The sequence below is a fragment of the Clostridium sartagoforme AAU1 genome, assembly GCF_000401215.1.
Lineage (GTDB): Bacteria > Bacillota > Clostridia > Clostridiales > Clostridiaceae > Clostridium > Clostridium sartagoforme.
On record NZ_ASRV01000167.1, the window covers coordinates 29991 to 44013 of the forward strand.

At 27.1% G+C, this 14023-nt stretch carries 9 protein-coding genes and 1 other RNA gene; 9 read left to right on the plus strand and 1 reads right to left on the minus strand.

The genetic code is table 11. From position 1 onward, the window contains the following. Positions 1-49 precede the first annotated feature (49 nt). A complete protein-coding gene (gene nrdJ, locus A500_RS14020; RefSeq protein WP_016208226.1) occupies positions 50-2407 on the plus strand; it encodes a ribonucleoside-triphosphate reductase, adenosylcobalamin-dependent in 2358 nt (785 codons plus the stop codon). Between the two features lie 17 nt (positions 2408-2424). Continuing rightward, positions 2425-3045, plus strand: coding sequence for a flavodoxin family protein (locus A500_RS14025; protein WP_016208227.1), 621 nt, complete (start codon positions 2425-2427; stop codon positions 3043-3045). Positions 3046-3184: 139 nt separating this feature from the next. On the opposite strand, the gene ssrS is transcribed toward A500_RS14025, so the two are convergent. Next, positions 3185-3377, minus strand: a non-coding RNA gene (gene ssrS / locus A500_RS20065) — 6S RNA. 276 nt (positions 3378-3653) lie between these two features. Between ssrS and A500_RS14030 the strand changes: the two genes are divergently transcribed. The 7 genes from A500_RS14030 to A500_RS14060 form a co-directional block, all read left to right on the plus strand. After that, complete coding sequence (locus A500_RS14030) at positions 3654-4712, plus strand: NERD domain-containing protein (RefSeq protein WP_016208228.1); 1059 nt, start codon at positions 3654-3656, stop codon at positions 4710-4712. Positions 4713-4881: 169 nt separating this feature from the next. After that, positions 4882-6303, plus strand: coding sequence for a Sau3AI family type II restriction endonuclease (locus A500_RS14035; RefSeq protein ID WP_016208229.1), 1422 nt, complete (start codon positions 4882-4884; stop codon positions 6301-6303). 287 nt (positions 6304-6590) lie between these two features. Beyond that, the gene (gene dcm / locus A500_RS14040) at positions 6591-7826 is read left to right on the plus strand and encodes a DNA (cytosine-5-)-methyltransferase (RefSeq protein WP_016208230.1); all 1236 of its coding nucleotides are present in this window, start codon (positions 6591-6593) and stop codon (positions 7824-7826) included. A gap of 68 nt (positions 7827-7894) precedes the next feature. Further along, a complete protein-coding gene (locus tag A500_RS14045; protein ID WP_016208231.1) occupies positions 7895-8146 on the plus strand; it encodes a hypothetical protein in 252 nt (83 codons plus the stop codon). Positions 8147-8505: 359 nt separating this feature from the next. Continuing rightward, entirely contained in the window at positions 8506-11265 is a 2760-nt protein-coding gene (locus A500_RS14050; RefSeq protein ID WP_016208232.1) for a DNA-directed RNA polymerase subunit alpha C-terminal domain-containing protein, read from the plus strand. A gap of 1 nt (position 11266) precedes the next feature. After that, a complete protein-coding gene (locus A500_RS14055; protein WP_016208233.1) occupies positions 11267-12481 on the plus strand; it encodes a hypothetical protein in 1215 nt (404 codons plus the stop codon). Beyond that, positions 12474-14023: DEAD/DEAH box helicase family protein (locus A500_RS14060; RefSeq protein ID WP_016208234.1), on the plus strand; the 1550-nt coding region annotated here is incomplete at its 3' end. The genes A500_RS14055 and A500_RS14060, both read left to right, overlap by 8 nt.

The following is a 14023-nucleotide window of genomic DNA, read 5'->3' on the forward strand; positions in this document are numbered from 1 at the left end:
GAAATTTATCTAGTATTATTAATTTAACTATAATTTATGAGGTGTTAATATGAAAGTAAGAAAAAGAGATGGAAACTTAGTAGATTTTACTAAGGATAAAATAGTTAAGGCAATTGAAAAGGCAATGGAAGAAACTAAAATTGGAGTAGATCATAATTTAAGTGAGCAAATAGCAAATGAGGTATTTATAAGTTTATCTAATAGACCTGAAAAGTATCATGAAGTTGAAGATATACAAGATGTTGTAGAGTTCAAATTGATGGATAGTGAAAGAAAAGATGTAGCAAAAAGATATATAATATATAGAAGTGAAAAAGAAAAAGAAAGAAGAAAAAATTTAAGTAAAGAAGCCTATAAGATGATAAAAGATGATTTTGTAAGCAAATACAAACACAATTCATCTCCTATGGGTCAATTAGGTAACTTTGTTTATTATAGAACATATTCTAGATTTCTTATGGAACAAGGAAGAAGAGAGTATTGGTGGGAAACTGTAAGAAGAGCTGTAGAATATAATACTTCTATAGTGCCAACATCAAAGGAAGAAGCAGAAAAACTATATGATAATGTATTTAACCTTAGGCAATTTTTATCTGGAAGAACTTTTTGGGTAGGAAATACAAATGTTTCTAAGCAATATCCTATGAGTAATTTTAATTGTGCATTCCAAAAAATTGATTCATTCCAGGCTTTTACAGATTTGTTTTATTTACTTATGATAGGTTCTGGAGTTGGAGTAAGAGTTCTTAGAGAAGATGTAAATAAGATACCTAAACTTAGAACTAATTATAAATTAATTCATAAGGATTATATAGAGAAGCCTAAAATCCTTAGAGAAGATAGTACATCATTGGTTTTTTATAATAATACTTCAGCTGAAATTGTAATAGGAGATTCAAAAGAAGGCTGGGTTCAAGCACTAGAGCACTTCTTAAATCTTGTTGGAAGAAGTCAATATAGAAATATAAATACAATAATTATAGATTATTCTCATGTAAGACCAAAAGGAGAAAGACTTAGAACCTTTGGAGGTACAGCATCAGGACATGAAAGCTTAAAAAACATGTTCTACAAAATTGATAAGGTAATAAAAAGAAAATCACTTTTATTAGAAAAAGATAATATTAAGCTTTCACCTATAGACTGTTTAGACATTGCTAACATTATTGGAGAAAATGTTGTAGTAGGTGGCGTTAGAAGAACCGCTGAAATGGTAATAATTGATGCTAATGATGAAGAATGTATAGAAGCAAAATCTAATTTATATAAGCAAGAAGATGGCAAGTGGAGTGTTAATAAAGATTTAATTCATAGACAAATGAGCAATAATTCAATTTATTATACAAAGAAGCCATCTAGAGAAAGATTGAAATGGAATATAGAAAAAATGAGATATTCAGGGGAACCAGGATGGATAAATGCTGAAGCTGCTGAGAAGAGAAGGCCAAATATGAATGGAGTTAATCCATGTGGTGAAATATTATTAGATTCACAAGGCTTATGTAATTTAACAACTGTAAATGTATTTGCTTTTGTTAAAGAAAATGGAAGCTTAGATGAAAAAGCATTACTTGAAGCACAAAGATTATCAGCAAGAGCAGGATATAGAATGACTTGTGTAGAACTTGAACTTCCAGACTGGGATAGAGTACAGCAAAGAGATAAATTAATTGGATGTTCATTAACTGGATGGCAAGACATGATAAATGCAACTAGCTTTACTAAGGAGCAAGAAGCAGAATTGCTTAGAAAACTAAAAAAGGCAGCAAAAGATGCCGCATTAGAGTATGCTAAGGAATTAGGACAAAATGAACCACTTTTAGTAACTACAATTAAACCAGAAGGTACATTATCTCAATTACCTACAGTATCAAGTGGAGTGCATTATTCACATTCACCATACTTTATAAGACGTGTTAGAATATCAAGTGATGATCCATTAGTTAAAGTATGTGAGGAATTAGGCTATCCAGTAGTACCAGAGGTAGGCCAAAGTATTGAAAATTGCACAACTAAAGTAGTGGAATTCCCAGTTAAGGCTCCAGAAGGAAAAACTAAGTATGAAGTAAGTGCTATAGAACAACTTGAAAATTACAAGATGTTTATGGAAAACTATGTTGAGCATAATTGTTCAATAACTGTTCATGTTAGAAATCATGAGTGGGAAGAAGTTGAACAGTGGGTATGGGATAATTGGGATTCAGTTGTTGCTGTATCATTCCTGCCACTAGATGATAGTTTTTATGAGTTATTACCATATGAAGCTATAAATAAGGAAGAATATGAAAAGAGAGTGAAAGAAATGAAGCCTTTTGTACCTTCATTAATATCTAAATACGAAAAAGAAGAGGTCGAATTTGATATTGGAAATGAAGGGTGCGAAGGTGGAATTTGTCCTATTAGATAAATAAAGGAGTAAGATATATGAAGGTATTATTAGTAAATGGAAGTTCACATTTAAATGGATGTACTTATACTGCGCTTTTAGAAGTAGTAAAAGAATTAGAAAAAGAAAATATTGAAACAGAAATATTTCAGTTAGGAAATAAGCCTATAGCTGGATGTATTGGATGTGGTGCATGTCGAGATAGTAAAAGATGTTTTAGAAATGATATAGTTAATGAATTTTTGGACAAGGCTAAAGACGCAGATGGATTTATATATGGATCACCTGTACATTATGCTTCAGCTTCAGGAATGTTAACTTCATTTTTAGATAGAGTTTATTATAGTGATGGTAGTATATTTAAAAATAAGCCAGGTGCAGCTATAGTTAGTTGTCGTCGTGGTGGAGCAAGTTCAGCTTTCGATCAAATAAACAAATATTTTACAATTAGCTGTATGCCAATTGTATCTTCTCAATATTGGAATATGGTTCATGGAAATACAAGAGAAGAAGTGCTTCAAGATAAAGAAGGAATGCAAACAATGAGGACTCTTGGGAAAAATATGGCTTGGCTTCTTAGATGTATAGAAGCCGGTAAAAATGCAGGGATAGAATATCCAAAAAGAGAAGAAACAGTTAGAACTAACTTTATAAGATAAAGTTAAATATATAAGTTTGCTTATGACCTTGATTTGCTCCAAGTCAACGCAAACTTACATATTTTCACTTAAAACTGAAGGAAATTATAAAAAGACTATTACTCATTAAAAATAAGTAATAGTCTTAGCTTTTCCTAGAAAATTATCCAAAATACCGGTACTCCAATTTTGATCCCTATCTCTCGATAGGTGGGTGTCCTCACAGATATCTCAATCTCCTTCAATGCCGTCTAAGGGCCTCACATGATGGTACATTTCCTTATCTAAATATCGAACTCCCGTAGCAAATGTGTAGGTTCAAAATAGGAGCTTAACGCATATTTCAGAACTTTTAAAAAGTTTTTTTCAAGTTAGCTCTTCTTTATGAAATTATAATAACACTTTTAATTTATATGTTCAATAGATTTTAACTAGGGAATTTAATTATAAAATTCCAAGATTTTAATAAAATATCATTATAGAGCATTCTTCTCAAACAAAATTAAGTTTTTGCAAAATTTGACATGAAAAAAACTTTGTAATAGAATTTTATTAGATGGGTACATTTGTAAAAAATATAACTATATTACAAATACAAAAAATTTACTTTACGCAGAGGAGAGGCATATATGGGGTTATTTGATAGGTTAAGGGAACCTGTGTTTTTAAAGGAAAGTAGTAAAGCTATAGAGCAAATAGAAAAGTTAAAGGAATTAGAACCAAAATTAAATTCTGAAGGAAAAGAAAAAATTAAAAAAGAAATAAAATGCATTGAGTATGGAATCATAGGTGAAAAAAATATTGAGTTTGAACTAAGAAATAGTCATATGCCAATGTATATAATACATGATTTATATATAGAAAGTGATGACTTGAGTTCTCAAATAGATTATCTAGTTATTACAAAAAAGATTTGTTTTGTAATTGAGTGTAAAAATTTATTTGGAAATATAGAAATAAATAATCAAGGTGACTTTATTAGAAATATGGATTTCGGTAGTAAGAAAATTAAAGAAGGAATATACTCACCAATAACTCAGAATGAGAGACACTTAAAGTTAATGAAAAAAATAGCTATAGAAAATAAGTCAAATGTAATAATGAAATTTATTACAGATAAGCTATTTGAAAGTTCATATAAGACAGTAGTAGTTTTAGCTAATCCTAAAACTTTACTTAATTCAAGATTTGCAAAGAAAGAAATTAAGGATAAGGTTATTAGGGCAGATCAATTAGTTAGCTATATAAAAGATAATTACAATAAATCTAAAGAACTAGAAATGTCAGAGAAAGCATTATTTTCTTGGGCAGAATCCTTTCTTAAAATTCATAAAGAAAAAGATATATCTTACTTAGAAAAATATAATAAATATTTAGTTGAAGATGGCAAAACAGATTATATAAAAAGCAATATAAATATAGTTAAAGAAACTTATAATAAATACATAAGTAATAAAGTAAATATAGAAGATACAGAAATTTATAAGGAATTAAAATCTTTTCGGTTAAATAAAAGTAGGCAAGAAAATATAAAACCATATTTTATATACAATAATGAACAATTAAATGATTTAATTTCTAAAATGCCATTAAGTAATGAAGAATTAAAAAAGGTATCTGGATTTGGAGACGTGAAGATAAGTAAGTATGGGGAAGATATTATTAATATAATTAAAAAGTACCTATAAATAATTAATATATAGTACTAGATATTGATTTCTATAATTTTAGTAATAAAGGAGTCAATTAGAGTACATTCTTATTAATAGTTATAAGTTTTATACTGAAATTTTAAATTATATAGAATATTTAGTATAATAATCTATATAGAGATTATTATGTGGAGGATGAAAAATTATGAAATATAACTATGATAGAAATGATAAAGAATCAATAGAGGAATATGCAAGAAGGTTACTTAACAAAAGTTTGAGTAATATAAATACGAGTAGCAAAGAAAGTAAATTTAACAATGAAAAATCTAAGGGGAGATTAGGACAAGTTGTAGAAGAGGAGTATTTTGGATATAAAGTTAATAGCAGACAGGAAGCTGATTTCAAAGAAGTTGGAGTAGAATTAAAAGTATGTCCGTTAAAGAATATTACTAAGAAATCGAAATCAAATAGTATGAGAGAACAACTTGGATATTCAGCAAAAGAAAGAATAGTCCTTAGCATTATAGATTATTTTAAACTAAATGAAGAGTCTTGGGAAAATAACTCTATAATGCAAAAATGTAAAGAGCTTCTTTTAATGTTCTACATGAATGAGAAAGATATTCCAAAAGAAGAATTAATATTTAAAATTATAAGCTTATGGAGTCCATCTGAAAAAGATATAAAGATTATAGAGAAAGATTGGAATATAATATCGAATAAGGTTAAAGAGGGAAGAGCCCATGAGATTTCTGAAGGAGATACAATGTATCTAGGAGCGTGCACTAAAGGCAGCACAGCAGAAAAAAGTAAAAGAGCTCAGCCTAATTCAGAAATTATGGCCCAACAAAGGGCATTTTCTTATAAAAGACAATATGTTGATTATATAATAGATGAGTTACTTGAAAAAGAGCAGTATAAAAAAGTAAAAGCATCAAAGTCGTTATCAGATGATAATATTCTATTTGACGAAAAGATTTATAATATATTTAATGGAATTTTGAATAAAAGCGTATCTGAAATAATGAGTATTTACTCAATAAATAGAGAAAGAAAGGCTAAAAATTTTATTAGATTAGTGGTAGATGATGTATGTAAAGCGGTATTTGGAGACAAGCTTGAAAATTTTGAGGAATTTAAAAAGGCTTCAATTGAGCTTAAAACAATAGTACTTAAACCTAATGGAATGCCAAAGGAATCTATGTCCTTTGAACAAATTGATTATTGCGAAATAGTAAATGAAGAATGGGAAACATCAACTATAAAAGATAAATTCGAAAATAAAAAACATTTGTGGGTAATTTTTAAGAGTAAAATTAATTTTGAAAAACAATCAGAATTAAGTTTGGATGATATTATTTTGGATAAAGTAATGTTTTGGAACATGCCTATATCTGATTTAGAAGGAAGTATGTATAGGGTATGGCTTGATACGGTTGATAAAATTAAGAAGGTTAAATACGAATCTTTCATAAAAATAAGTGATAATGAAATAGCACATATAAGGCCGAAGGCTCGAAATAAGGAAGATTTGATTATTACCCCTCAAGGAAGTTATGAGAGAAGAAAATGTTTTTGGTTAAATGCTAAATATATTAAAGATCAGATAAATAAATTTTATTAACAATAGCAGTGAGGTAAGCAAAGTAGAATAAGTTATATAATAGATAACCTTTAATTTTCTAAGTTACTAAGGTTATCTATTTTTTTACTATAGTTAAGTAGTTTCTATATAATAATATTATTAAAAATAATACTTGAATAAGTATTAAAAATGTGCTAAAAATATAAGAAGAACGATCGTTTGGGTGTGTGCGATTTATTAGTATTAAAGTTTATTTAATATTAGTTTAGTAAAATTTTGTTTGAAATTATAGCATAATCCAATACATTAAATAGGAGGTTATCAATATGGAACATACAATTTGTGAATTATTTGCTGGGGTAGGTGGATTCAGAGTAGGGCTTGAAAAAAGTTCACTAGATTGGAAAACAGTGTGGGCAAACCAATGGGAACCTAGTAAAAAAGTTCAGCACGCTTTTGAATGTTATAAGAGTCATTTTGAAACCTCTGGTGGGATAGATAAATATAGTAATATAGATATAGCTCAAGTTCCTGTAGAACATATTCCAAATCATACATTGTTAGTTGGTGGATTTCCATGCCAAGATTATTCGGTTGCTAGTACTGGTGCTCGTGGGATACAAGGAAAAAAAGGAGTACTTTGGTGGGAGATTGAAAGAATTTTGGAGGCAAAGAGACCACCATTTGTGATTTTAGAAAATGTTGATAGATTATTAAAATCGCCATCTAGTCAACGTGGGAGAGATTTTGGAATTATAATAAGTTGTTTTGCTAAATTAGGATATTCAGTTGAATGGAGAGTAATAAATGCAGCTGAATATGGGTTCCAACAAAGAAGAAGACGTATATTTATTTTTGCAGTACATAATACAACTAAGTACTTCAAAGAGTTGCAGAATCAAAGCCCATATGAAGAACTTCAATCTTATGGATTCTTTAGTTCTACATTTAACGTAGAAAAATTTCCTGAAGATGCTATTAGTAGTATAGATATAAAAGAAAAGTATAGTTTAGATATACTCGAAATTTCTAATAATTTTGCATTTGGATTTAAGAATTCTGGTATATATAGAAATGGAGTAATATATACAGTAGAAACCACTCCAAACAATTTATTGGTAAATAAGCCAATAACGTTAGAAGATATTCTAGAGAAAACTGTGGATGAAAAATATATATTATCTGAAGATGATTTGGAAAAATGGACTTATATGAAAGGACCAAAGGCTATTGAGAGAACTTCTAAAGATGGTCATAAATATGTATTTAGAGAAGGTGGAATAGCTTTTCCGGATCCTATAGATAAACCTGCACGTACGATGTTGACAAGTGAAGGTAGTAAAAATAGAAGTACCCATGTTGTTAGAGACATTGAAACTGGAAAACTAAGGCTATTAACTCCTATTGAATGTGAGAGAATAAACGGATTTCCAGATAATTGGACTAATACAGGAATGACTAATTCATTTAGATATTTCTGTATGGGGAATGCGCTAGTTGTAAATTTAGTAGAACACATGGGAAAGAAATTACATAGTATCATAGAAAAGGAAGATAAATAATATTACTTAAGTTTAGATTTCTTCTTTTATAAAATTAAATTTGATATTTTAATGTAAGGAGAACATAAATGTATAATTATATATTTTTAACAGCTGAGGGATGTACTTATCAAGCTAAGTCAAACTCTGATATACCTGATATAGAGAATTTACAAGTTATAGGTATTTCAAAAGGGGAAAATTCACAAGAAGCGTTTTACAATTTGATGAATGAGCAAGAATATTTAATTGAGAATACATTTGATAATATATTTTGCTATAAGCTTTCTGATAACTATGAGGATTCTTATCAAGAATTTAGAATAAAAAATAAATTTTAGATAAATAAAATAAACAGCTATTGCTTAGTATTCATATTTTAGCAGTAGCTGTTTTGTTATATTTTTATATAATCATTTTAAAACATAGTTTTATAAGAGCACGAAGAATCATATTTCTATGTTTGTACTTAGCGAAAATATAATTTTACAGATATATATAATTAAATACTAGATTAGGTATTCATATGATGAAATAGTAATTGGAATTATTATAAAGCAATATAAGATATCTATTACTTATGTTACAAATATTCCAAATTTACCTATACATTTCTTGATATTGTCTATGTAAATATTTTATAATATAGTAAACTAAAGGTTAATAATAGTAAAGGAAAAATCATTTATTTGGAGGGGATATGTGTTTAGTACTTAAAGAAAATATTGAAATAGAAAAAATAAAATTATCAGTAAGGGCTTACAATTGTTTAAAAAACTCAAATATAAATAAATTAAATGAATTAATGATTTTAAATGATGATGATTTAACCAAAATAAGAAATTTAGGTAACAAATCCTTGGAAGAAATAAAAAATTTAAAAAGAAGTGTAGAGGATGGAATAATACCTTTGAAGGACATTATAAATGATAATTCAAATAATTTGGATTTTAATGAGATAAAGTTAATAGATGCAATAAGTGATGAAAGAAAAGAAAGAGAAAATATATTTTTTTATAATTCATATTGGGGGTATGTAGAGGATTTAACAATTAAAGATTTAAATCTTTCAGTTAGGTCTAAAAATGCATTAAGAAACTCAGGGTTCAATTATATTTCAGAATTATTAGAACTTACATATTTAGAATTTAATGCAATAAAGAATTTAGGTAAGAAAAGTAGAAATGAGATTTTGAAATTAATTAACGAATGCATTTATATTACATATAAAGAAAGAGATAAATCAAGAAACTCTGCTATAAATTTAGAAAAATATTTAGACTGGCTTATTGATGATTTTTGTGATAGTAAAATTAACTTTAATCTAACAAACTTTAGAGCTAACATCATTCCAAATTTAAAAAGAGTTGCTAATGAAAATTCTTTAGAAGGAAATGATGTGGAAAATTTCTTAATTGAAGATAATATTAATATTATTTATAAAAGTCAATTTTTTATATCATTCTTTAAAGGGGAAATAACTAGAAATATTAATAATATTGGTGGTAAATCTACCATTGAAGATATTGTAAGCTTTTTTCCTAATCATATTAAAAAAACTAATTATATATTAAATTTGATTAACGATATGATTAAAGAAAATATTATTGAAAAATTTGAAGGAAAATATAGTGTTTATTATCCAGCTTTATCTGAAATTATTGATAATATTTCAGATAAGAGAGATAAGTTTATCATAGAAAATAGACTTTTAGGAAAAACCTTGGAACAAGTTGGAAGCATGCTGAATATTACGAGAGAAGGAGTACGACAAAAAGAAATAAAAATTATGAGGAAAATACCAAGAGTTAAAGAAGATAGATTTATAAATATTTTTCAAAGTTATAATTGGACCACAGAAACATTTTTGCATGCATTTGAAGTTAGTATTAAAGTTTATAATTATCTAAATTATAAATATAAAAAAGGAACAGTAGAATTAAATAAAGCATTAGAAGATAATACTATTCCAGTTAAGGTTAGACAAAGGCTTGAAGGCCTTATTTATAAGGATTACTTGCTAATAGGTAATGTAAGAATAAAAAAAGAAAAACAACATATTTTAGATTATGTTTTAAAATCATTCTGTAAAGATGATATTTCAGTTGAGGATTTAAATGATATCTATATAATGTTTTTAGAAGATTTTAATTTAGATGCAGAGGAATTTAAGTATCCTGTTAGATATTTTGAATCTACTTTAGCTAATAGTAATAGAGTATTATGGAAATTTAAAAAACGACTTAGATATTTTGATTTTAGTGACTTTGATGAACAAAAAATAATTTCCTCATTAAGTCTAGAAAATTATAAAAATGTAGAGATATCAACTTTAAAGATTTTTAATGATTATAATGAAGTAATGAAAGAATGGGGAATTAGAGATGAATATGAACTCCATAATTTAATGAAAAAAGTTATTGGAGATAAAAATAATTTAGGTATTAAGTTTTTGCGTATGCCAAATATTGAATTTGGTAATGCAGATAGAGATATGCAAGTTTTAGAATTATTAATTCAGTCTTCACCAATCCCAAATTATGAATTAGCCAAACTTTACGAAATGGAGTATGGAGTAAAAGTAGAAACGGCTTTAGCCAATTATTTCAAGGCTATAGAAGAGTATTATAATGAAGGTATATATTCAATAGATTATAAATGTTTAAATCAATATGAATTAGGAGAAATGAAGAAAATATTAAATGATGATATTTATTTATTAAGTGAGTTAAAAGGTATATATGAAAAGAATTTTCCACAAGGTGATATTACAACAATAAATCCTTACAGTTTAAGATGTCTTGGCTTTAAGGTTACATCACTCTTTATTTATTCGGATAAGTTTAATTCGTTAGAAGATTGTATAAAAAATAAAATTTTAAATAATGAAATTTTTGACGCAACTAATTTAATGAAGCGATTTGGAAACTACCAATCCTTTTATAATGTTATCAGATCTAAGAAATTTGAATATGAAATTATAGAATTTGAACCGAATATATTTATTACTATAGAGCGATTAGAGAGAAATAGAATAACTAAAAATGATTTGCTTGATTTTGTAAAATCTGTAGATGAGTTTATTGATGAAGAGATTTTTACAATAAAATACTTGAGAAAAAGGGGATTTAAACACTATTTAGACGATTTAGGTTTTGACGAATGGTTTTATAGCTCTATATTAAAATGCAATGAAAAATATAAATCAAGAAGAGTTGAAGGTAATGTTATATTAAAAAAATCTAATGATGCAGTAACATTAAATGATTTAGTTGAACATATAGTAACAAAATTTAGAAAGATAGATATGTATGATTTAATAGATTATGTGTATGAAGAGTATGGTATTAGGATTAATAGAGGGAAAATTTCCTATATAGCTAGTGAAAAAGAGTTGTACTACGATGCTATAATGGAAAAAATATATATTGACTATGATGAGTATTTTGAGGAGGTATAACATGAATTTATTAAAAGATGGTATTGAAAATGGAGGAGTATTAAAAACAAATTTATCAAGAAAGATAACTATTGATGGGCATACAGAGGCTTATCCAGTATATAAGGTGAAATTAGATTATTTGTTTTATAACGATCAGAATGATAGAATTGCAACTTGGATAAGTCAATACAAAGCTGATAATAATATTAATAAAATCGATATGAGTGATATTTCAACATACAATGATATAATTCAAGAGTTTATAGTTAAGAGTAATCCTGAAGCAATAAAGATAACACAAGCTAATATTGAATTAGTAGATCAACGTGAACCAGGTGTTGTATTAGCTGATGGAAGAATTATTGATGGTAATAGGAGATTTACATGTTTACGTAATTTATCTAAGAATAGTCCACGTTTTAATTACTTTGAAACAGTAATTTTAGAAAAAAATTTAGAGAATAATTCAAAACAAATTAAAATGCTTGAACTTATGATTCAGCATGGGGAAGAAAGTAAGGTTGATTATAACCCAATTGATAGATTAGTTGGTATTTATAATGATGTTATTGAAAGTAAACTTCTTACAGTAAAAGAATATGCGATGAGTACAAATATGACTGAATCAGAAGTAAATAAGGAAATCGAAGTAGCAAAATTATTAGTAGAATTTTTAGAAACAATTAATGCACCTAAACAATTTTATATTGCTAGAGACATGGGGATAGATGGGCCATTACGTGAATTATATGGAGTACTGCGTAAGATTAATAATGATGATGAAGCAGAGAATATTAAAAATTCAGTTTTTACAAATTTTCTAGTGCAACCACATGGTGATATGACAAGATTTATAAGAAAGATTAAAACTGTAGTATCATCAAAGTATTTAACTGAATTTCTCGATGAACAAATGGATATTGCTGAAAAGGTACTGGACAAGTTACCTGAAGTTGGACAAGTTACTAAAGCTGTAATAAAAGAAGTATTTAGAACTGATGAAGATACTAAGGAAGAATTAAAAAAGTCTTTAGAGAAAGCTGAATTAAAAGCAAAATCAAGTGAAACTAGAAACAGGCCTACTCAAATTCTGGAGAAAATTGAAAATTACTTAGAAACTATTGATATAAATATTTTTTCTAAATTAAATGAAGAACAAATATCCTCAATATTATCTCAAGTTGATAAAATTGAAGAATCTTTAAAAATTATTAAGGATGCTACAAATGTTTAAAACAATTAATATAAAGCCTATTTATTCCTCTTACGATGATAATATAGCTGAGGAGTTTTATATTCCAGTTCTAAAAAATGCAGTAAGATTCGATAGAATAAGTGCATATTTTTCAGCTAAGTCCTTAGCTTATTATGCAAAGGGATTAGAAAATTTTGTTCGTAATGGTTATAAGTATAGATTAATAGTCTCAGAAGAAATAAGTGAAGCAGATTACTTACTAATAAAAGAAGGTTATGAGCTAAAGTCTAGTATTAGAGAGAGATTAATATCCAATTTTCATTCTAAGTTAACTTTAGATGAAGAAAAGAATATATCAAATCTAGCTTATCTTATATCAATAGGTATAGTCGATATTAAAATTGCATTTGTTAGAAATGGTATTTTTCATGATAAATGTGGATTGATTTATGACGCATATGAAAATATTATCTGTTTTAGAGGTTCTAATAATGAAACTGAAGCAGCAATTAATAGTAATTATGAGGGATTTACAGTAACGTGTAGTTGGTTGTTAGATTCAAAAGGCTTCTATGAGAAAATACTCACTAAAAGCAAAAATGAGTTTGAAATATTATGGAATAATAAACATAAAGATATTGTTGTATTAAAGGCAGGTGATGTAATTATGAATGAAATTTTGAAGTTTAATAAAAATGAAATTATAACAGAAAAAGCTTTGTTAGAAGATAACTGTGTTATTTTAGATTATAAGGGTATCCTTTCTTTAAGAATTTATATGGCTGATACTAATTGGATTCTAAATAGTGCATTTTATAAGATAAAATTAAAAAGATATGTTGATAAAATAGATGATAATATCATTTATTTTAAAGAATCCCTTAGTTATCTTGATTTTGAAAAGATTAGAGACTTAATTAAGAATAAGGCAAACTCATTAGGAAAAAGATTTGTATGTACTAACAGATTATTAGATTATATCGAAGCAAGAAATATTTATATTGATAAAAGGGCTAAATTAGGAATTCAAATTAAACAGCAAGATGAATCCTTAAGGGATAGATTTGAAGAATATTCACGAATAGTTAATGACCATATATCTAGAAAATTAAGAGAAAAGCAAATGTGGGATTCTTTTTTTATGTTTGCTATGACTAAGTCAGGAAATTTCTCAGTTCCTGGTTCAGGAAAAACTTCATCTGTACTAGGCGTTTACGCATACCTAAAGGCTAAAAATTTAGTTAAAAGAATTGTAATGATTGGACCTAAAAATGCTTTTGGTTCTTGGATGGATGAATTTAATATTTGTTTTAAAGGAAAAGAGAAGTTAAAAGTATTTAATAGCCACGATTCCAAATACAAGAGTACGAAAGAAAAGAAGCAGGCCTTGCAATTTGATACTGGAAATTGTAATTTATTTTTATTTAATTATGAATCGCTTAGCACGTTAAAAGAGGATATAAAAAATATAGTTGATGAAAATACTTTGCTTGTTTATGATGAAGTCCATAAAGTTAAAAGGGTTGAGGGGGATATTCCAGGAACTTACGCTGGAAATGCATTAGAAATAGCGGAAAAATC

What these genes read in the sequence shown, in the direction of transcription:
- nrdJ (WP_016208226.1), top strand. Translation starts at nt 50, where the DNA reads ATGAAAGTAAGAAAAAGAGATGGAAACTTAGTAGATTTTACTAAGGAT.
- A500_RS14025 (WP_016208227.1), top strand. Translation starts at nt 2,425, where the DNA reads ATGAAGGTATTATTAGTAAATGGAAGTTCACATTTAAATGGATGTACT.
- A500_RS14030 (WP_016208228.1), top strand. Translation starts at nt 3,654, where the DNA reads ATGGGGTTATTTGATAGGTTAAGGGAACCTGTGTTTTTAAAGGAAAGT.
- A500_RS14035 (WP_016208229.1), top strand. Translation starts at nt 4,882, where the DNA reads ATGAAATATAACTATGATAGAAATGATAAAGAATCAATAGAGGAATAT.
- dcm (WP_016208230.1), top strand. Translation starts at nt 6,591, where the DNA reads ATGGAACATACAATTTGTGAATTATTTGCTGGGGTAGGTGGATTCAGA.
- A500_RS14045 (WP_016208231.1), top strand. Translation starts at nt 7,895, where the DNA reads ATGTATAATTATATATTTTTAACAGCTGAGGGATGTACTTATCAAGCT.
- A500_RS14050 (WP_016208232.1), top strand. Translation starts at nt 8,506, where the DNA reads ATGTGTTTAGTACTTAAAGAAAATATTGAAATAGAAAAAATAAAATTA.
- A500_RS14055 (WP_016208233.1), top strand. Translation starts at nt 11,267, where the DNA reads ATGAATTTATTAAAAGATGGTATTGAAAATGGAGGAGTATTAAAAACA.